General features: G+C 65.2%; 19 protein-coding genes. 7 read left to right on the top strand and 12 right to left on the bottom strand.

The annotated features are described in order from the left end of the window. Nucleotides 1-97: 97 nt before the first annotated feature. The 4 genes from HBF25_RS04730 to HBF25_RS04715 are packed head-to-tail and all read right to left on the bottom strand — an operon-like array spanning nt 98 to nt 3,056. Complete coding sequence (locus tag HBF25_RS04730; protein ID WP_166946784.1) at nt 98-1,126, bottom strand: C13 family peptidase; 1,029 nt, start codon at nt 1,124-1,126, stop codon at nt 98-100. Continuing rightward, nucleotides 1,110-1,793 (bottom strand): acireductone synthase, encoded by a 684-nt coding sequence (gene mtnC, locus HBF25_RS04725; protein WP_166946783.1) that lies wholly within the window; start codon nt 1,791-1,793, stop codon nt 1,110-1,112. Before mtnC ends, HBF25_RS04730 begins: the two co-directional genes overlap by 17 nt. A 55-nt stretch (nt 1,794-1,848) precedes the next feature. Further along, a complete protein-coding gene (locus HBF25_RS04720) occupies nt 1,849-2,415 on the bottom strand; it encodes a 1,2-dihydroxy-3-keto-5-methylthiopentene dioxygenase (RefSeq protein WP_166946782.1) in 567 nt (188 codons plus the stop codon). Then, on the bottom strand, nt 2,412-3,056 hold the full coding sequence (locus HBF25_RS04715; RefSeq protein WP_166946781.1) for a methylthioribulose 1-phosphate dehydratase: 645 nt from the start codon (nt 3,054-3,056) through the stop codon (nt 2,412-2,414). Before HBF25_RS04715 ends, HBF25_RS04720 begins: the two co-directional genes overlap by 4 nt. A 157-nt stretch (nt 3,057-3,213) precedes the next feature. Between HBF25_RS04715 and HBF25_RS04710 the strand changes: the two genes are divergently transcribed. After that, the gene (locus HBF25_RS04710; RefSeq protein WP_166946780.1) at nt 3,214-3,543 is read left to right on the top strand and encodes a high-potential iron-sulfur protein; all 330 of its coding nucleotides are present in this window, start codon (nt 3,214-3,216) and stop codon (nt 3,541-3,543) included. A gap of 302 nt (nt 3,544-3,845) precedes the next feature. Here HBF25_RS04710 and HBF25_RS04705 read toward each other — a convergent pair whose 3' ends face one another. From HBF25_RS04705 to HBF25_RS04695, 3 genes are all read right to left on the bottom strand, one after another. Then, nucleotides 3,846-5,285 carry an amino acid permease gene (locus tag HBF25_RS04705; RefSeq protein WP_166946779.1) on the bottom strand — a complete coding sequence of 480 codons (1,440 nt, stop codon included), beginning with the start codon at nt 5,283-5,285 and terminating at the stop codon, nt 3,846-3,848. 88 nt (nt 5,286-5,373) lie between these two features. Beyond that, nucleotides 5,374-6,861, bottom strand: a complete 1,488-nt coding sequence (locus HBF25_RS04700; protein ID WP_166946778.1) for an amino acid permease — start codon at nt 6,859-6,861, stop codon at nt 5,374-5,376. A gap of 213 nt (nt 6,862-7,074) precedes the next feature. Continuing rightward, on the bottom strand, nt 7,075-8,040 hold the full coding sequence (locus tag HBF25_RS04695; protein ID WP_166946777.1) for a hypothetical protein: 966 nt from the start codon (nt 8,038-8,040) through the stop codon (nt 7,075-7,077). Between the two features lie 157 nt (nt 8,041-8,197). Here HBF25_RS04695 and HBF25_RS04690 point away from each other — a divergent pair, with 157 nt between their 5' ends. Beyond that, a complete protein-coding gene (locus HBF25_RS04690) occupies nt 8,198-8,746 on the top strand; it encodes an NUDIX hydrolase (RefSeq protein ID WP_166946776.1) in 549 nt (182 codons plus the stop codon). A gap of 97 nt (nt 8,747-8,843) precedes the next feature. On the opposite strand, the gene HBF25_RS04685 is transcribed toward HBF25_RS04690, so the two are convergent. Continuing rightward, nucleotides 8,844-9,365: a 3-hydroxyanthranilate 3,4-dioxygenase gene (locus HBF25_RS04685; protein WP_166946775.1), complete on the bottom strand. Its 522-nt coding sequence runs from the start codon at nt 9,363-9,365 to the stop codon at nt 8,844-8,846. A 156-nt stretch (nt 9,366-9,521) separates the two neighbouring features. Here HBF25_RS04685 and HBF25_RS04680 point away from each other — a divergent pair, with 156 nt between their 5' ends. Further along, nucleotides 9,522-10,796 (top strand): NAD(P)/FAD-dependent oxidoreductase, encoded by a 1,275-nt coding sequence (locus HBF25_RS04680; RefSeq protein ID WP_166946774.1) that lies wholly within the window; start codon nt 9,522-9,524, stop codon nt 10,794-10,796. A gap of 127 nt (nt 10,797-10,923) precedes the next feature. Here the strand turns inward: HBF25_RS04680 and HBF25_RS04675 are convergent, their stop codons facing one another. The 4 genes from HBF25_RS04675 to HBF25_RS04660 all read right to left on the bottom strand — a co-directional run bounded on the left by HBF25_RS04675 (nt 10,924) and on the right by HBF25_RS04660 (nt 16,264). Beyond that, a complete protein-coding gene (locus tag HBF25_RS04675; protein ID WP_243853039.1) occupies nt 10,924-11,847 on the bottom strand; it encodes an MBL fold metallo-hydrolase in 924 nt (307 codons plus the stop codon). Nucleotides 11,848-11,933: 86 nt separating this feature from the next. Beyond that, entirely contained in the window at nt 11,934-13,142 is a 1,209-nt protein-coding gene (locus HBF25_RS04670) for an acetyl-CoA C-acyltransferase (protein WP_166946772.1), read from the bottom strand. Nucleotides 13,143-13,194: 52 nt separating this feature from the next. Further along, nucleotides 13,195-15,564, bottom strand: a complete 2,370-nt coding sequence (locus HBF25_RS04665; protein WP_166946771.1) for a 3-hydroxyacyl-CoA dehydrogenase/enoyl-CoA hydratase family protein — start codon at nt 15,562-15,564, stop codon at nt 13,195-13,197. A gap of 37 nt (nt 15,565-15,601) precedes the next feature. Beyond that, a complete protein-coding gene (locus HBF25_RS04660) occupies nt 15,602-16,264 on the bottom strand; it encodes a TetR/AcrR family transcriptional regulator (RefSeq protein ID WP_166946770.1) in 663 nt (220 codons plus the stop codon). Nucleotides 16,265-16,508: 244 nt separating this feature from the next. Between HBF25_RS04660 and ndk the strand changes: the two genes are divergently transcribed. From ndk to HBF25_RS04640, 4 genes are read left to right on the top strand one after another with little or no spacing between them, the layout of a single operon-like run. Next, nucleotides 16,509-16,934, top strand: coding sequence for a nucleoside-diphosphate kinase (gene ndk, locus HBF25_RS04655; RefSeq protein WP_166946769.1), 426 nt, complete (start codon nt 16,509-16,511; stop codon nt 16,932-16,934). Next, nucleotides 16,931-18,067 (top strand): dual-specificity RNA methyltransferase RlmN, encoded by a 1,137-nt coding sequence (gene rlmN, locus HBF25_RS04650; RefSeq protein ID WP_166946932.1) that lies wholly within the window; start codon nt 16,931-16,933, stop codon nt 18,065-18,067. The genes ndk and rlmN overlap by 4 nt, the downstream gene beginning before the upstream one ends. Next, the gene (gene pilW, locus HBF25_RS04645) at nt 18,057-18,827 is read left to right on the top strand and encodes a type IV pilus biogenesis/stability protein PilW (protein ID WP_166946768.1); all 771 of its coding nucleotides are present in this window, start codon (nt 18,057-18,059) and stop codon (nt 18,825-18,827) included. Before rlmN ends, pilW begins: the two co-directional genes overlap by 11 nt. Further along, nucleotides 18,824-19,891, top strand: coding sequence for a helix-turn-helix domain-containing protein (locus HBF25_RS04640; RefSeq protein ID WP_166946767.1), 1,068 nt, complete (start codon nt 18,824-18,826; stop codon nt 19,889-19,891). Before pilW ends, HBF25_RS04640 begins: the two co-directional genes overlap by 4 nt. The last annotated feature ends 67 nt before the right edge of the window (nt 19,892-19,958 follow it).

Here is a 19,958-nt window from a genome sequence, read left to right as displayed (position 1 = left end):
CCTGTAGGAGCGCGCCTGCGCGCGACCGGGTGTGGCCGAACTTCCCGGGTCGCGCGCAAGGCGCGCTCCTACATGGGAGGGGTTATCGCGTTGTTCGTTACTTCGCCGGGGCGAACGGCACTATCGGCCCGATATGGGCCACCTTGCGCCACGCGGCCAGCTTGTCCTCGATGCCCTTGCCGACGGCAATCTGCGGTTCGGACGGGTCGACCTGATCGCGCTTCTCCCAGTCGGCGATCTCACTGGTTGCCTTGTGGAAGGCATCGATGAAATCCGGCGTGGCATTCAACCCATCGGCCAGCCAGGCGTGCCCGAAATAGGTGATGTCTGAATCGGCCCCGCACCCGAACGACGTGCGATCCGTACGCGCCGAGGTAAGCACCAGTGTTCCGGCACCCTGAAGCTTCGGCACGAAGCCGCCCGAATAGCAGGCGTTGACCACCACCACCTTCCAGCGAAACGGGCGCTTGGCCAGGATATCGGCCAGGCCGTCCGGGTCCAGCTGGTCGAGCGGGATCGGGTCCATGTCCACCAGCAGGGTGTGGTCACTGCCGCCATGCGTGGCCACGTAGACCAGCAGGATGTCCTCGCGCGGGTCCATGACCCGGGTCAGCCCATCCAGTGCGGCTTCGAGGTTGGTCCAGCTCGCCAGCGGCCGGGTGCTCAGCGTGGCGGGGTTGTTCTCCAGCACAAGCGTGTGTTTCGGGCTGTCGAAGCGACGGCCCATCAACTGGTCGAGGTATTCGACCTCATTGCGGAAGACATCTTCCGACCCATCGCCGCCAAAGGCCACGGCATAGATGTTCGGCTGGCCCGGCGTGCGCGGTGCAAGGCCAGCCACGGCCTTGCGCACCATCTCCGGCTGCGCCGTGAAGACTTGCTCGGGCGTGGGTCCGTTATCCGGCCAGTCGCCGTTGTCGATGTCCAGCGCCGGCTCGTCCGTGCTGGTAGACGGTGCCGGCCCCGTGGAAGCGGCGGGCGCAGGCGCCTGCGCGACCGATCCCGGGGCCACCGTGGGCGGCTGCGAGCCGTAGCGCAGGACGCCGGCGGCGATCAGCACGCCTGCGGCGAAGGCCAGCAGGACGTAGATCGGCGTACGGCGCCGGGGGTCAGGGTGTGATGGCATCGAAGTCGGTGACGGCGGGGTGGCCGGCATCCACCAGCGGCTGCGGCGGACGGATGAGGTGGGTGGTGTGCATGCCGGCGGCACGCGCGGCGTCCAGTTCTTCCTTGATGTCGGACAGGAACAGGACCTGCGCCGGGGGCAGGCCGATGGCCTCGGCGATGCGGCGGTAGGACTCCACCTCGCGCTTGTGGCCGGTCTGGGTGTCGAAGTAGCCGGAGAACAGCTGCGTGAGGTCGCCATTCTCGCTGAAGCCGAACATCAGCTTCTGCGCAGGCACAGAACCCGACGAATACACGTAGAGCTTCAGGCCCTGGTCGTGCCACGCCTTCAGGCGGGCGGCCACTTCCGGGTACATGTGCGAGACGTAAGCCTTCGATTCGTAGCCCTGGCGCCAGATCATGCCCTGGAGGGCCTTGAGCGGGGTGGCCTTGCGGTCTTCGTCGATCCAGCGGATCAGCAGGTCGATGATCTCGGTGCGCGACGCCTGGACGATGCCAGCCTCTTTCGCCGCCTCGTGAAGCCAGTGCTGCACTTCCGGATCGTCGGCATGGGTCTCGACGAAAGCCGGCAGATGCTGGCGGGCGTAGGGGAAGAGGACGTCCTTGACGAAGTCGATCGAGCTGGTGGTGCCCTCGATGTCGGTGAGGACGGCGCGGATATCGGACATGCGGTGAAAGCCTGCGGGTCGGGGAAGACCCGCAGGATAGCCGAGGGGCTGTCTTTTACGAAGCCTGGGCCGCAGACGGATGGGGATCCATGCGCGGGAACTGCTCGGCGATGTCGGAGCCGGTGAAGTTGGCCACCCAGCCCTCGACATTGGTGAACAGGCGGATCGCCACGAAGTACGGCGACTCGCTCATGTCGAACCAGTGCGTGGTGTTGTCGGGCACGCCGATGAGGTCGCCCTTCTCGCAGAGCACCTCGTACACCTTGCCGTTGATGTGCAGGGTGAACTGGCCGGCACCGGCGACGAAGAAGCGCACTTCGTCTTCACTGTGCGAATGCTCGTTCAGGAACTTCTGGCGGAAGGCGGCGCGATCCGGGTGGTCTGGCTTCAGGCTGATGACGTCGACGGTGGTATAGCCGTTCTCGTTCATCAGGCGGTCGATGTCGGCGCGATAAGCGGCGATCACTTCCTCCTGGCTGGCGCCGGGCACGATAGGCTTGTTGGCTTCCCACTGCTCGAAACGGACACCGACCTTCTTCAGTTCGGCAGCGATATCGGCGTGGTCGGTATGGATGGAGAGCGGCTTATTATTGTTGTCGTCGTAAATACGCAGGCGGCTCATGGGGAAAGTCTCCGCAGGTCAAGTTCACAGCCCAGCAGGAATTCCAGGGCTTCGAGGTGGCGGCGGGTTTCGGGCATGTCGCGGCCCCAGGTGTAGATACCGTGTCCATTGATGAGGTAGGCGTACAACGGCTTGCCTGAGTCGATCCATGCGTCCACCCGGGCCTCAAGCTCGGGCATGTACTGGGTGTTGGGGAAAACAGGGATTTCCAGCACGCTTTCATGTGTGCTGAATCCGGAGATTGCCTTCTGCAGCTCCCATCCTTCTAGCCGGATCAGACCCTCTTTGGCGAAAAGCCGCGATGCCACGCTCTGGGTACGTGAATGCGTGTGCAGCACCACATTCGCCTCGGGAAAACGCTTGTAAACCTGCGTATGCAGGCCGGTTTCCGCCGAAGGGCGCGAATCGCTGCCCACGGCCTTGCCGTCCATGTCCACCACCATGATGTCGTCGCGACCCAGCCGGCCCTTGTCGCGGCCGGAGATCGTGATCGCCGCCAGATCGTCGGCGAGGCGCATGGAGAAGTTGCTGCTGGTGGCAGGTGTCCAGCCGAACGCAGCCAGTTCGCGCGCGGCATCCGCGATGGCGTCGGCGCGCTGGGCCAGCAGGGCAGGATCGATGTGGGACAAGGTCTTCGACATGGTATTTGGACGTCTAAACAAGGTTGTCAGCATATCATGGCGCCCATGACGGCCTGTCGGTAATGCGAACCACTCCGTTTTCGCCGAACGCGTAGCATTCGGTTCCGGTACCGGTGGGAGGGACACCGGCGGATTTTCGATGGAGGTTCTTTCCTTTATGTCGCATCACGATTCGAATAATGAGGGGCGCCGTCGCTTCCTCAAGGTGGCTGCGGGCAGCGTAGCCGCCGCCACGGTTCTGGGCTCGCTTCCGCGCCTGGCCCGCGCGCAGGATCTGCCGCATCTGTCGCCGTCGGACCCCACCGCCTCGGCGCTGAAGTACGTGGAAGATGCCAGCAAGGGGCAGGGCCGCAAGGGATCGGACGCATGCGCCGATTGCAGTTTTTACCAGGGTAAAACCGGTGGTGCCTGGGGCCCGTGCCAGTTGTTCCCCGGCAAGGCCGTGGCCGCGAAGGGCTGGTGCGTGTCGCACACCCACGTTGCCTGAATTCAGTCCGGGTAAAAACATGAAGGCCAGCCGACGAGGCTGGCCTTTCTGTTGGGACGATCAAAATGCAGCCCAAGCGCGCCAGGCCGAGGAGCTGACCCGCCTGACGCACTGGGCGGCAATCCGGGGCCCACTGCCAAGTGATTTACCCTCGGAACGGGGATCATACTCCCCTCGAAGCATGACCGGCCAATGGCAGTTAAACGGCAGGCTAAAATTTATCTATTAGCTAGATAAATCAGTTGCTTGCCATAACTTTCCAGAATTTTAACGAAATCGTTGTCACGCCCCGGAAACAGCCCTCAACGGGGCTGGCGAAGGCGGCTGTGGCGGTAGCTGTAAGCGAAGTAGACGATGATGCCGACGACCGTCCACACACCCATCAACACCCAGTTGCGCACACCCATCGAGTAAAGAAGGAACAGGCAGCTCAGCACACCGAGCGTGCAGGTGATCGGCGCAAACGGGACGCGGAACGAACGCGGCACATCGGGTGCGGAGCGTCGCAGGATCAACACACCGATGCACACGGCGCAGAACGCGACGAGCGTGCCCATCGAGGTGAGGTCACCGAGCAGGTTCAACGGGAACACGGCAGCGAGCAGTGCGATGCCAAGTCCGGTGATGACGGTGTTGATGTGTGGCGTGCGGTACTTCGGGTGGATCGTGGTGAACACTTTCGGCATGAGACCGTCGCGGCCCATGATCATGAAGATGCGCGGCTGCGCGATGATCATCACCAGCACCACCGACGACAGGCCGATGAGTGCGCCGACTTCCACGATGCCACGCAACCAGCTCAGTTCCGGATGGTTGCGGATGGCGGTGACGACCGGCTCGGCAGTGTCCAGTTCGCTGAACGGCACGAGGCCGGTAAGCACCGCCGCCATGGCGATATACAGCACCGTGCAGATACCCAGCGAGGCCAGCGTACCGATAGGCATGTCGCGCTGTGGGTTCTTGGATTCCTGAGCCGCCGTGGAAGTGGCTTCGAATCCGATATAGGCGAAGAACACCATGGAGGCGCCGCGCAGGATGCCCGGCCAGCCGTACTTGTCACCGCCCTGGTTTTCGGGGATGAACGGATGCCAGTGCGAGGTGTCGATGTGGCTGGCGCCGACCACGATCACCACGATGATGAGCGCGGTCTTCAGCAGCACCATCGCCATGTTCAGTCCGGCGGATTCGCGGATACCCACGTAGCAGAGCCAGGTGAGGGCGAGGGTGATGCCGACGGCAGGCAGGTTGAACAGCGCGCCGGTGGTTACCAGATGGCCGTCGACGAAGTCGAGTGGCGCATTGGTGAGTGCGGGCGGGATGTGGATGCCGACATGGTCGAGCAGGCTGACGAAGTAGCCCGTCCAGCTCACGGCCACCGCGGACGCGGATACGCCGTATTCGAGAATGAGGTTCCAGCCGATGAACCAGGCGGCCCCTTCACCGAGCGTGGCATAGGCATAGGAATAGGCGCTGCCCGAAACGGGAATCAGCGAGGCAAACTCTGCGTAGCACAGCGCGGTGAACACGCTGCAGATCGCCGCGATGACGAAGGACAGGATGATCGCCGGTCCGGCGTGCTCGGCTGCCGCCACGCCCGTGATGACGAAGATGCCGCCGCCGATCACCGCACCGATGCCGAGGGCGGTGAGGCCCCACGGACCGAGGGTGCGTCGCAGGGCCGGGCCGTGCGCGTCGTCGGGTTCGGCTTGAGGTGATTTCTTGGCGAGCAGCTGATCGAGCATGGACGGCCTGAATTAAGAAAAGCGGCAAAGGATACCGGCAAATGAGAGGGGCCGGCGGATTCCGCCGGCCCCGACAGGAAGAGCGACCTCAGCCCAGCGACTTGCGCAGCTTGCTGTGCGCGTAGCCGTAACCGAAGTAGATCAGCTGACCGATGACGATCCAGCCGACCATGAGGCGCCAGTGCTCCTCGAAGGCCTGCCAGAACAGGTAGACGCAGGAGATGGCGCCGAGGATGCAGATGGGCCACACGAGCGGCACGCGGAAGCTGCGCTTGAGATCCGGGCGGGTGTAGCGAAGGATCAGCACGCCCAGGCAGACCGTGGCGAAGGCGAGCAGGGTGCCCATGGATACCAGTTCGCCCAGCACGCTCACCGGGAACAGGCCGGCCATGGCAGCCGCGGCCACGCCGACGATCACCGAGCCGATGTACGGCGTGCGGAAGCGCGGATGCACCTTCGCCAGCACCGGCGGCAGCAGGCCGTCACGTGCCATGGAAAAGAAGATGCGCGGCAGGCCCATGAGCATGACCAGGATCACCGACGACAGGCCGGTGATGGCGCCAAGCACCACGATGGTCTTCAGCCACGAGAGCTGCGGATACAGGCCCAGCGCGGTGGCGACCGGCTCCGGCGTGTTCAGCATGCGGAACGGGGCGATGCCGGTGAGCACCAGCGCCACGGCGATGTACAGCACCGTGCAGATGGCCAGCGAGCCGAGAATGCCGATGGGCATGTCGCGCTGCGGGTTCTTCGCTTCACCGGCGGCGGTCGACACGGCGTCGAAGCCCACGTAGGAGAAGAACACGATGGTGGCGGCACGGAAGATGCCACTCCATCCGAACACGCCTTCACCTTCCTGCGGCGGAATGAACGGGTGCCAGTTTTCCGGATTGACCAGGCGGATGGCGAAGGCCAGGAACAGCAGGATCACGGTGACCTTGATCGCCACGATGATCGAGTTGACGAAGGCCGACTGGGTGATGCCGACGTAGCACAGGCCGGACAGCGCGGCGATGATGATCACGGCAGGCAGGTTGATGAGCGTGCCGGTGGCCTGGATGTGGCCATTGACGAACTGGAACGGGGCCGATGCCAGCTCGGCAGGCAGCGTGACGTTGCTGCCGATCATCTGGCCGATAAGGCCCAGCAGTTCGTTGACGTAGCCCGACCAGCCCGCGGCGACGGTGGCGGCGGCGAAGAGGTATTCGAGGACCAGGTTCCAGCCGACGAACCAGGCGACAAACTCGCCGAGCGTGGCATAAGAATAAGAGTAGGCGCTACCGGAGACCGGAAGCATGGCGGCGAACTCGGCGTAGCACAGTCCGGCCAGGGCGCAGGCGAAGGCGGCGATGATGAAGCTGATGACCAGGGCGGGGCCGGCATGCAGAGCGGCGGCCTGTCCGGTAATGACGAAGATACCCGCACCGATGACGGCGCCGATACCGAGAAGGATGAGGTGACGCGCGGTAAGCACGCGTTTGAGGTCGCCTCCGTGCGCACCCGTATCGATATGTTCACCAGCATCTACGTGCGGCGCCGCCTCGATCGGATGCGTCGCAAAAAGGTGTTTCAGCATGTGTCTCCCCTACAGCCGGAATATTGCTTTTTTTGTTGGGACCGCCGCGTTTTGCACGGTGGGCACGCCGCTGCCCCAGAGCGTCGGCTCCGCACCATAGCCCAGCGGGGCTTGGCGGTACAAGCTGCAATGCGAGGCATACCAATGCCTTGCACGAGGCGGTGACGCGGCGACCATGACTTGCGGCGGTTGTGCATGAATGTTCGTTGGTGCTCAGAAAACCATGTTCAGGGCGGCCTGCGGCGCTACGTAATCGGTAACGTTTCGCCCGGCCACGGTGAACTGCACACCGGCGATAAGACCGATGCTGGCGTTGAAGTGGTATTCGACCGCAGGCGCCAGACTGAACGAGCTGGCGAACGGCAGGCGGCGATCCACCGCCGTTCCATTGCCCGCGCTGCCACGCACGCGCACCGTGCCGGTCCGGTTCCAGATGGCTTCGCCCACGAGCACCCAGCGGGTATCCAGTGCGTACTCGGCAGCCAGGGTGGCGTTCCACATCTGGCCCGGCGTGGCGTGACCGCGGAATCCGGCGCCGGTACCGTACACGCTCGCATCGCGTATGCGAATGCGGTCGGGCGAAGGGCTCCAGGCCACCTGGCTGCGCCAACGCAGCGCCTGGCCGTCGTCGAGCCAGTAGAGGCGCTGTGCGCCCACGGTAAACACGGTGCGAGCCGCGCCGCTGCCGGTGCCATTGAGCGGATTGGTGTCGAGCCTGTGGTACTTGCCGGAGGTGATGTTGCGCGCAAGGGCGACGGCGAGAATGGTGCCAGTGCCGTCGGCGGCTGGCCCCAGCAGGCGCTGTTGCAGACGAACGTTGGTGTCGCCGATGCGCAGGCCGTCGGTGTGGCTACCACCACCGGAGGTGCGTGCGGCGGTGGGGGTGACCTGGATGCCAAAGGCATCCGTGATGCCGTAGGTCATGGGCACGGCGATCTGCCACTGGCGGAACTTCGGGTGCGATGTATGGCGGCCGCCCGTGTCGTCGTAGCTGCCGCGCAGGTTGGAGTGGATGAGATAGGGCTCGATGTTGAACACCCCTTGCGGCAGGGTGTTGACGGCCGGCGTAACCAGCGGGCCGGTAAAGTTGGCGGTGCTGGAGGCGATCGCTGGAGCCGAAACGACGGCGAGCGCCAGGGCGCCCGCCGGCACGGCGCGGGCAATGAGGGAAGGCGGCATTCGCGTTTCCTTGCGTGGTGCAGTCGGACTGCTGGATGGGGCGATACGCCTTGTGGCGTGTCGGATTCCATCCTAGGGAGCACGCCATGGCGCTGAATATCGGACTAGTCTGAAAAATCGTGCGAATATTTGCGGCTGGATTTCAGCGATATCCGTCATGACGTCAGTTAATGCCCTGGCCCAGGCCTTCCATCACTACGCTTCACGCTGGCCGGACGAGCCCGATACCTCGCGGTTCAGCGACTGGCTTGCCACGAAAGAGCGTCCTTTTCACCGTGAGACCCTCGAAGGTCACTTCACAGGTTCCGCCTGGCTGGTGAGCGCCGATGGCGAGCGCGTGCTGCTGATGCACCATCGCAAGCTGCAGCGCTGGCTGCAGCCGGGCGGGCATGCCGATGGTGATGCAGATCTGGCGCATGTCGCCTTGCGCGAGGCGGAAGAGGAGACGGGGTTGCGCGATCTCGCCGTGCTGCCGGACATCTTCGATATCGACGCACACCGGATTCCGCAGCGCGGCCACGAGCCGGAGCACTGGCACTTCGACGTGCGCTACGTCGTGGTGACTCGTGGCTCGGAGGTTTTCGAGGCCAACGAGGAATCGCTGGCGCTGGAATGGCGATCGATCAAAGCTACTGCCGGCGACGTGACGGCAGATGAGTCGCTGCGCCGCATGGCTCGTAAATGGCTCGCCACCCAAAAGGGGTAGTGCGCGACGGCGGAGGGGCAGCTGCGTTGTAGGAGCGCGCCTTGCGCGCGACCGGGATTTTCGCAACCCCTGGTCGCGCGCAAGCACGCTCCTACAGTCAGGCGTATTTCGCGGGGGCGGGGTGCACGGTGCCGCACTGCTTGCAGGTGCGGGCTTCGAGCGAGCGATAGAAGCGCTCGAATACCGGCGGAAAATCGCTTTCGATGCTGTCCAGCACGAAATACGCTTCAAATAGCTTCGTATTGCAGTTCTCGCAGAACCACAGCAGGCCGTCGCGCTCACCGGCAATACGGCGGCGCTCGACGACCAGGCCGATGGAGTCGGGCATGCGTTGCGGCGAATGCGGCACGCGTGCGGGCAGGTAGAAGATTTCGCCGGCACGGATCGGAATATCGCGAGCCGTGCCGTTGTCCTGCACCTTCAGCACCATCTCGCCTTCGAGCTGGTAGAAGAATTCCGGGCCTTCATCGTAGTGATAGTCGGTGCGCGCATTGGGGCCGCCGACGATCATGATGATGAAGTCGCCATCCACGATGCACTTGTTGCCGACCGGAGGCTTGAGCAGGGCGCGGTGTTCGTCGATCCAGCGCTTGAGGTCGATGGGTGGTAGCAGGCTCATGCAGGCGGCTTCGTGGAAACGTCCGCCGATGATACTCCCGGGCCGGCCGCAGCGAGCGGGCGAGGCTGTAGGCGGTATGACCGGCCTCGCGCAAGGGGCTTCCGGCGCGCACGTCCGTGTCGTACAAGGATAACTCCCTCCTGCAATGGAACCCCCATGGCGTCGTGGTACCACGCCAGCGCCCCCGAACCCGCCTCCCGCCCGGCCCCCCAGGGGCGGCGCGAAGCCGCGGTGGTCGTCGTGGGCGGGGGATTTGCCGGGCTGAACACGGTGCTGGGCCTGGCAGCGCGAGGCGTGCGCGACGTCGTGCTGCTGGAAGCCAAAACCATCGGCTTCGGTGCGTCCGGGCGCAACGGTGGCTTCGTGTTTGCGGGCTATTCGCTGGGCGAGCAGGCGCTACTGGATCGCATCGGCGCGGAGCGGGCGAGGGCGCTGCACGCCCGCACCGTGGACGCCGTGAACCTGATCCGTGAGCGTATCGTGTCGCTGTCCATCGATTGCGACATGGTGGACGCAGGCGTCGTGTGGGCGAACTGGTTCCGCGACGGGCGCGTGCTTCGCGACAGGCAGCGGTTGCTGGCGGAGCATTACGACGTCGACTGGCAGTGGATTCCCGCCGGTGCGATGCATGAGTTCGTGCACAGCAAGCGCTATCACGACGGCCTGTATGAGCGGAACGCGCTGCATATCGACCCGCTGGCCTATGCGCGGGGACTGGCGCGCGTGGCCGAGGCGGCGGGTGTCACCATTCACGAGCATTCGCGGGTGCGGATGCTGGAGCGGCGCGGAGCGCGCTGGGTGCTTCGCGTGGGCGATGCCGAGATCGAAACGCCTCAGGTGGTGCTGGCCTGTGGCGGTTACCTGGCCGGCCTTGATCGCCGTATCGATCGGTCGATCCTGCCCATTGCCACGTATGTGATGGTGACCGAGCCGCTGGGGAATCGCCTGTCGGAATGCCTGCGGACGCGCGCGGCGATCTATGACACGCGGTTTGCCTTCGACTATTACCGGCCGCTCAACGATACCCGCCTGCTGTGGGGCGGGCGCATCTCTATTCGCGACCGTTCGGCGCATGGTGTGCAGCGGTTGCTTACACGGGATCTGCTCAAGGTATTTCCGTCGCTGAAGGGCGTGAAGGTAGAGCATGCGTGGTCGGGCCTTATGAGTTATGCGCGCCACGAGATGCCGCAGATCGGCACGCATGGTAACGGCCTGTGGTATGCCCAGGCGTTCGGCGGTCATGGCCTGGCGCCCACATGCGCTGCCGGCGAGGCACTGGCAGACGCCATTGCCTCGGGCGATTCGCAACTGGATGCCTACGCCGGATTCGGCCTCGACCCGGTGCACAAGCCCTTCGGCTATCTCGCCGCGCAGGGCATGTACTGGAAATACGAATTCGCCGACTGGATGAAATCCCGCCTGGAGGGCTAGCCACCCTTGTAGGAGCGCGCCTTGCGCGCGACCGTGGCTATGGCGGAAAAGGCCAACCCCTTCGTTGTCGTTTCATCGGGCCTGTCGCGCGCAAGGCGCGCTCCTACAGGGGGATTGGCAACTGGGTTTAGTGCTGGCGCTTGCCTAGCCAGACAGCGACGCCTTGCGCATTCAGCCGGATGTCGATTTTCAGCAGCTTTGCGATCTCCTCCGGCGGCAGGCTCACGCCATGCGCCAGTGCGCGGCGCACGTAAAGCGCCCGGAAATCTTCCGCCATCAGCGCTTCCCGATCCGCATCCCCTGCATGACGACGCGCCATTGCCACCATCGCGTCGATCTGCTCGTGCAGGTTGGTCGCCAGCCGGCGCACGTCTTCCACGCGGCCGTAATGGGTGAGGTACATGGCTTCCGGCTTGTAGCGGAGCATGCGATCGATGGAAGCATGCGCCTCGTCGGGATCGAACTGCACGGGAGATGTGGTGGGCAGGATGAACGGCCCTTTTGCCGTATCCAGTTCGCGATAGGACAGGCCGAAGACATCGCCGGTGAAGAACGCGTTGGCGCGTTCGTCGTGGATGGCAATGTGGTGCCTTGCGTGGCCCGGTGCGTCGATGCAGAGCAGGGCGCGGCCAGCCAGGTCCACCACGAAGCCGTCGGTAGCTTCCACGACGCGGTCTTCGGGCACCGGCACGATATCGCCGTAATCGCGGCGCATGGCTGCCTCGCCATACACGGCCGTGGCACCGGCAATCAGAATCGACGGATCGATCATGTGTCTTGCGCCGCGCGGATGCACTGCGAGCCTGGCATTCGGCAGGTGCCGCATCAGCTCACCCGCACCGCCTGCGTGATCCAGGTGCACATGGGTGAGGATCACCCAGTCGATATCGGCGGGCTGCAGGCCGGCCTTGTCGGCCGCATCGAGAAGCCGTGGCACGGAATGCGATGTGCCGCTGTCGATAAAGGCCCCGCGCCCGCGTTCGACGACGAGATAGGCCGCGTCGAAGGAAGGGCGGCCGAAGCCGGTGTCGATGGTATGGATGCCGTGCATGAAATCCCTCATTTGTAGGAGCGCGCCTGCGCGCGACCGGGTGTGGCGCGAAAACCGGTCGCGCGCAGGCGCGCTCCTACAAAAGGTTACAGGGCTTCGAAGACGCCTGCCGCACCCATGCCGGTGCCGATGCACATCGTCACCATGCCGTACTTCTGCTTGCGACGGCGCAGGCCGTGGATCAGCGTAGCGGCGCGGATGGCGCCCGTGGCACCCAGCGGGTGACCGAGGGCGATGGCGCCGCCCAGCGGATTCACCTTGGACGGATCGAGGCCGAGATCACGGATGACGGCGAGCGCCTGGGCCGCGAAGGCTTCGTTGAGTTCGATCCAGTCGAGCTGGTCCTGGCGGATGCCGGTCTGCTTCAGTGCCTTCGGAATCGCTTCCTTCGGACCGATGCCCATGATGTCCGGGGCCACACCCGCCACCGAGAAGCCCACGAAGCGGGCGATCGGGGTGAGGCCGTAGTCCTTGATGGCCTTTTCGCTGGCCAGCAGCAGCGCGCCTGCGCCGTCGGACATCTGCGAGGAGTTGCCCGCCGTGACCGAGCCGCCGAACTGGCCGTTGCGGAATACCGGTCGCAGCTTGCCGAGCACTTCCAGCGAGGTGTCGGCGCGCGGGCCTTCATCGATGGAGATGATGCGGCGGTCTTCCTTCACCGTGCGGTTCTTGAGATCCGGGTAGCGGTCGTCGAGCTGGAACGGGGTGATCTCATCCTTGAACTCGCCGGCCTGGATGGCCGCCAGCGCACGCTGGTGCGACTGCAGGGCGAAGGCGTCCTGATCCTCGCGGCTGACCTTCCAGCGCTCGGCCACCTTCTCGGCGGTGATGCCCATGCCGAAGGCGATGGCGCGGTTTTCGTCGTTCTCGAAGATGGCGGGGTTCATCGCCACCTTGTATCCCATCATCGGCACCATGCTCATCGTCTCGGTGCCGCCGGCCAGCATCAGGTCGGCTTCGCCCAGGCGGATGCGGTCGGCGGCCATGGCGATGGCCTGCACGCCCGACGAGCAGAAGCGGTTGATGGTGACGCCCGGCACCTGCTCGGGCAGGCCGGCCAGCAGCACGCCGATGCGTGCCACGTTCATGCCTTGCTCGGCTTCCGGCATGGCGCAGCCGATGATGGCGTCGCCGATCATGGCCGGGTCGATGCCCGGGGCCTGTTCCATCACGGCACGGATGACGTGGGCGAGCAGGTCGTCGGGACGGGTGTTGCGGAACACGCCGCGCGGCGCCTTGCCTACCGGGGTGCGGGTGGCGGCGACGATGTAGGCGTCTTGCACTTGCTTGCTCATGGAGGTGATTCCTTTAAGTGGGCAGGTCGGTTGCGTAGGAGCGCGTGGCGCGTCAGTTACGCAGCGGCTTGCCCGTCGTCATCGTGTGGGCGATGCGGGCCTGGGTCTTTTCGGTCTGCGCCAGTTCGACGAAGTGCTTGCGCTCGAGGGCGAGCAGCCACTCTTCGTCCACCGGCGAACCGCGCTCGATGCGGCCGCCCGACAGCGTGTCGGCGATGCGGCTGGCGATCTCGATGTCGTGCGCCGAAGCGAAGTAGCCCTCGGCGAGGTTCGCCAGCGAGGCCTTGAACGTGGCTGTGCTGGTGTCACCTGCGGCCGGAATCGCGCGCGCCGGGAGCGGCGGGCGGTAGCCGGACTCGGCCATCGCGCGGGCCTGGGCCTTGGCGACGTGGAGCAGTTCGTAGGCGTTGAACACCACGATGTCGTCCTTGCGCAGCAGGCCGAGCGTCTTGGCTTCGAGCGCGCTGGTGGAGACCTTCGCCATGGCGACCGTCTCGAACACCTTCTTCAGGTATTCGAACGGGTCTTCCGGGTTGTGCTGGGCGGCGCGCACGGCCAGTTCCTTCAGGCCGCCACCGGCCGGAAGCAGGCCCACGCCGGCCTCGACCAGGCCGATGTAGCTTTCCAGTGCCGCCACGGTGCGGGCCGAATGCATCTGGAATTCGCAGCCACCGCCCAGGGCGAGTCCGCGCACGGCGGCAATCACCGGCACCAGCGAGTACTTGATGCGCATGCTGGTGGCCTGAAAGTTCGCCACCATGGCCTCGAACTCGGCGAGCCTGCCGGCCTGGAGGAGACCCAGCGCGCCCTTGAGGTCGGCGCCGGCCGAGAACGGCTCGGAAGGCTGCCACAGCACCACGCCGCGGAACTGCTGCTCGGCGAGGCCGATGGCATGCTGGATGCCGTCGAGCACCTGGTCGTTGACCGTGTGCATCTTGGTCTTGAACGAGATGACGCCGATGTCGTCGCCCGTGGTCCACAGGCGCACGCCGTCGTTTTCCCAGACGGTGGTGCCCTGGTCGAACTTCTCGCTCAGGATCGCATCGGGGAACGGCTGGCGCTGGTACACCGGGTGCGACGAGCGCGGCTTCTCGGCGTTGGCACTGGCGGAGTAGGAGCCGCCCTTGCCATGCACGCCGTTGCGGCCATCGGTGACCCAGGCGGGCAGCGGAGCGCTGCTCATGGTCTTGCCGGCGGCGATGTCCTCGGCGATCCAGCCGGCCACCTGCTGCCAGCCAGCGGCCTGCCACAGCTCGAACGGACCGAGCTTCCAGCCGTAGCCCCAGCGGATGGCGAAGTCGACGTCACGCGCCGTCTCGGCGATGTCGGCGAGGTGGTAGGAGGTGTAGTGGAAGAGGTCGCGGAACACGGCCCACAGGAACTGCGCCTGCGGATCGGAGGAAGCGCGCAGCTTCGCGAACTTCTCCGAGGGATCCTTGATGGCGAGGATGGCGGCGACCTCGTCGGAGGCCTTGCCTTCCGACGGACGGTAATCCTGCTTCGCCAGATCAAGGACGACGATGTCCTTGCCCGCCTTGCGATAGAAACCGGCACCGACCTTCTGGCCGATGGCGCCCTTCTCGATGAGGCCCTTCAGCCACACCGGCGGCTGGAAATACTTGTGCCACGGGTCGTCGGGCAGGGTGTCGCCCATGGTCTTGACCACGTGGGCGAGCGTGTCCAGGCCCACCACGTCCGCCGTGCGGAAGGTGGCGCTCTTCGGGCGGCCGATGGCCGGGCCGGTCAGCGCGTCGACGGTGTCGAAGCCCAGGCCGAACTGCTCGGTGTGGAACATGGTGGACAGCATCGAGAACACGCCGATGCGGTTGCCGATGAAGTTCGGGGTGTCCTTGGCGTAGACAACACCCTTGCCGAGCGTGGTGGTGAGGAAGGCTTCGAGGCCTTCGAGCACGGCGCTGTCGGTGAGGCGGGTGGGGATGAGCTCTACCAGGTGCATGTAGCGCGGCGGATTGAAGAAGTGCACGCCGGTGAAGCGGTGGCGCAGCGTTTCGGGCAGCGCTTCGGCCAGGCCGTTGATCGACAGGCCGGAAGTGTTGCTGGCCAGCACGGCGGTCTTGGACACGTGCGGCGCGATCTTCGTATACAGATCGAGCTTCCAGTCCATCCGTTCGGCAATGGCCTCGATCACGAGGTCCACGTCGGCCAGCTCCGCGAGGTCGTCCTCGTAGTTGGCCGGGATGATGGCGGCGCCCAGCGACTTCTCGGCGAGCGGGGCCGGCGAGAGCTTGGCGAGGTTGGCAATGGCCTTGAGGGCGATGCCGCTCTTGGGGCCTTCCTTGGCGGGAAGGTCGAACAGCACGGTTTCCACGTTGGCGTTCGTCAGGTGCGCGGCAATCTGCGCGCCCATGACGCCGGCGCCGAGTACCGCGGCCTTGCGAATGCGTAACGGTGTTGCGGTCATGGTGTTCTCCGGATGGTGCTTGAAAGAGCGTGGCCGGTCAGCGGCTGACCGGGGAGTTCGAAACGGAAGGGTTGCGCATGCCGGCGGCGGCAAAGCGGATGAGATGGTCGGCGGCGGCTTCGCGGTGCGCGTGCTCGTCGACGTCGCTCTTGCGCTGGATGATGCCGAAGTCGGCCATGGCGTAAGTGAGCGCCCCGGTGACGATATCGAGGCGCCAGTAGATCTCTTCCTTGGCCAGCCCCGGCAGCAGGCGGGCGAATTCGCCGGCGAACTGGCGCAGCACGTGGCCGTAGTTGTCGGACAGGAAGCGGCGCAGGGTTTCGTTGTGTTCGGCGTAGGCCCGGGCGAGCACGCGCACGAAGGCCGCGCCGCCGCCATCGTTGCGGGAGAGATCCAGCGCCGGGCGGATGTAGGCGTCGAGGACATCCTCGAGCGTGGTCTCAGAGTCGCCTGCGATCCGGTTCAGTGCCGCCATGCGGCGGCTGTTCAGTTCGTCGAGCCGGCGCCGGAACACCTCTTCGATGAGCTTGTCCTTGGACCCGAAGTGGTAATTGACGGCGGCAAGGTTCACCCGGGCGGCGGCCGTGACCTGGCGCAGCGAGGCCCCGGCGAAGCCATGGGTGGCGAACAGTGCCTCGGCCGCGCCCAGGATGCGCTCCTTCGTGCTGCGTTCGCGGGACGCGTAGGGGGCGCTCGTCATGTCGGCAGACTCCAAAGGAGGGTGGTTTGAATCAAACGATTGTTTGAGAATACGCCCGGCTGCTCGCGAGGGTCAATCTGCGTCCGCACATGACTGCATTTCCCTTGCGAATCAGCTAGAATCTGTCAAGATTTCGTGAGCTAAGTCCGTCATTCCGGACGGCTTTGGCTCCAAACTTTCACCGGGCGTCGCCAGGCGTCCCGGTAGTCTTTTACCTATCGTCCACATTTCCCGGAGCATTCGCATGGCGCTGGAGCGCACCCTTTCGATCATCAAGCCCGACGCCGTCAAGAAGAACGTCATCGGTGAAATCGTCGCCCGTTTCGAGAAGGCCGGCCTCAAGGTCGTCGCCCAGCGCATGCAGCAGCTGAGCCGCGCCGAAGCCGAAGGCTTCTACGCCGTCCACAAGGAGCGCCCGTTCTTCAACGCCCTCGTCGAGTTCATGATCTCGGGCCCGGTCGTCATCCAGGTGCTGGAAGGCGAAGGCGCGATCCTCAAGAACCGCGACCTGATGGGCGCCACCAACCCGAAGGACGCCGCGCCGGGCACCATCCGCGCCGACTTCGCCGATTCGATCGACGCCAACGCTGTCCACGGCTCCGATGCCGCCGAGACCGCCGCGGTCGAGATCGCCTACTTCTTCCGTTCCACGGAAGTCGTCTCGCACTGAGTCATGCCGTGAATACGCCTGCCGACAAGGTCAACCTTCTCGATTTCGATCGCCAGGGGCTGCGCGATTTCTTCGCCAGCCTGGGCGAGAAGCCCTATCGCGCCGACCAGGTCATGAAGTGGATCTACCACCGACTTGAAAGCGATTTCGGCAAGATGACCGATGTCGGCAAGGCCCTTCGCGAAAAGCTCGAGGCCACCTGCTACGTCGGGCCGCCGTCCACCGTGTTCGAAAAGGGCGCGATCGACGGCACCCACAAGTGGCTGCTGGGCATGGATGGCGGCAACGCCATCGAGACCGTGTACATCCCGGAGCCCACCCGCGGCACGCTCTGCGTGTCCTCGCAGGTGGGCTGCGCCCTGAACTGCCAGTTCTGCTCCACGGCAACGCAGGGCTTCTCCCGCAACCTCTCCACCGCCGAGATCATCGGCCAGGTGTGGGTGGCGGCCAAATACCTCGGCAACGTGCCGCACCAGAAGCGCCGCATCACCAACGTGGTGATGATGGGCATGGGCGAGCCGCTGCTGAACTTCGACAACGTGGTCAAGGCCATGAGCCTGATGCGCGACGACCTGGGCTTCGGCCTGGCCAGCAAGCGCGTCACGCTCTCCACGGCGGGCCTCGTGCCCATGATCGACAAGCTCTCGGCCGAGAGCGACGTCTCGTTGGCCGTGTCGCTGCACGCCGCCAACGACGAGCTGCGTACCGAGCTGGTGCCGCTGAACAAGCGCTACCCGCTGGCCGAGCTCATGGCCGCCTGCGAGCGCTATATCCGTCGCGCGCCGCGTACGTCGATCACCTTCGAATACACCCTCATGAAGGGCGTGAACGACCGCCCCGAGCACGCGCGCCAGCTTGTGAAGTTCATGCGCCGCCTGCCGGGTGCCAACAAGGTCAACCTCATTCCGTTCAACCCGTTCCCGGGCGCGCGTTTCGAGCGTTCCGGCGCCGACGAGATCCGGGCCTTCCAGACCCAGCTGCTCAACGCCGGTGTGCTGACCATGCTGCGCCGTACCCGCGGCGACGACATCGATGCCGCCTGCGGCCAGCTGAAGGGCCAGGTGGTGGACCGTACCCGCCGTCAGGCGGAGTTCCGCAAGAAGCTCGAAGAGGGAGTGGTGAATGCGGCTTGAGCGGTGGGGGCTGTTGGTCGGGCTCGTCCTGGCGTGCGCCGGTTGTTCCGGCGACGGCTCCGGACTGCGTCCCACTACGGCAGCCGACAACCGCGCCAAGGGTGCCGAGGTTCACACGGAGCTCGGCCAGCGCTACATGCAGGACGGCAACCTGGAAGGCGCCATGGAGAAACTCCAGAAAGCCCTCCAGTTCGATCCGAAATACGTCCCGGCCCATACCGTGATTGCCGTGCTCTACGAGCGCATCAACGACCCGGTCAATGCCGAGCTGCACTATCGCAAGGCGGTGGAGTTCGACCCGAAGAAGGGCTCGGTCAACAACAACCTGGCCGCCTTCCTGTGCAAGCAGAACCGCGCCGCCGAGGCCAAGCCCTACTTCGACAGGGCCCTGGCCGACCCCTTCTACGAAACGCCTGACCTCGCCCTGTCCAATGCCGGCACCTGCGAGATGCAGTCCGGGGACTACGTTTCGGCCGAGGAATACTTCCGGAAAGCGCTTGCCCGCAATCCGAACAACGCGGATGCCCTGTTTCAGACGGCCCGCGTGTTGTACCTTAAGAACGATGCATTCCGGGCTCGCGCCTTCCTGCAGCGCCTAGAGGCGCTCGGGGCACCGAGTCCGGAGGCATTGAAGCTCGGTCACGACATCGAGCTCCGGCTGGGCAACGGGGAGGGTGCCCAGGATTACGCCAAACGCCTGCGCGAAACGTTCCCGGATTCGGAACCCGCGCACGCACTCGAAGCCACCGCACGTCAATGACCTCAGTTTCTTCGAACCAGCCCGGGCGTGACGAGAGCGAACAGGATCTGTTCGCTGGCATCGAGCCATCTATTTCCAAGGAGGACGCCGTGGAACCGCAGAACCATGCCAGTGCGGAAGACAACGGCCGCGTGTTGATCGATCACGTGTCCGAAGGCAGCTTTGGCGGCCGCCTGCGGGCGGCTCGCGAAGCCCGCGGCTACACCATCGACGCCTGTGGCCAGGCTCTGCGCCTGCCCACCCGCCTGCTTCGCCAGCTTGAGGCGGGGGACTACGCGGGCATCGACTACCAGGTCTACCTGGCCGGCTATCTCGGCAAATACGGCCGTCATGTAGGTGTGGACGAGGCCGCCATCCAGGCCGAGGTCGCCCGCCTGTCGCCGCGACAGCCCGATCTGGTTGTCACCGGTGGCGTCTCGCATTCGCGCTACCTCCTCGAACGCTATGTCACGGCAGCCACCTACGTGGTGCTCACGGCCGTGATCGTGGTGCCCATGGTGTGGCTGGGTGTGCGTGGCACGCTCGACCGCGACATGCCGCGCCTGGCTCCGCTGGATGCCACCCCGGTGGCCCAGCAGGACGCCCCGGCGCCGGCTGGCACCTCTGCTGCCCTGGCGAGTGCCGTGGCCACGGCCGTCGCGCCGGCCGCTCCGGTGGTGGAGCAGCACGTGGAAGACCAGCAGCCGGTCCTGGCCTCCATGGCCATGTTCCCGCCGCTGGGCAATGCGTCCAAGGCCCCGTTGGCCAGCGCCGTGGCACCGGCCCAGCCCGCCGCCACGGAAAACGGGCAGGGCGCCCACAGCCTTAGCCTGAACCTGCCATCCGCCAGCTGGGTCGAAGTCACCGCCGCCGACGGCTCGCGTCTGGAATACGGCATCCTGCCGGCCGGCACGCAGAAGTCCTACCGCAGCGACAGCCCGCTCGACGTCCGTATCGGCAATGCCCAGGGCGCGCAGGTCAGCGTCGATGGCGAGCCCGTGCAGCTGGAGAGCTTCCGTCGCGCCAACGTGGCCCGTTTCCATGTGGACATCCGCGACGGCAAGGCGTCCCCCGTCGCCAACTGATGATCCGCGGGTAAAGGCGCGGCCTCATGGCTGCGCCGTCCGCGCGTACTTTTCAGGTATCCTTGCT

The sequence above is a fragment of the Luteibacter anthropi genome (assembly GCF_011759365.1).
GTDB lineage: Bacteria > Pseudomonadota > Gammaproteobacteria > Xanthomonadales > Rhodanobacteraceae > Luteibacter > Luteibacter anthropi.
The sequence above is the reverse complement of the archived record's forward strand: the minus strand, read 5'-3'. Positions and strand labels throughout refer to the sequence as shown.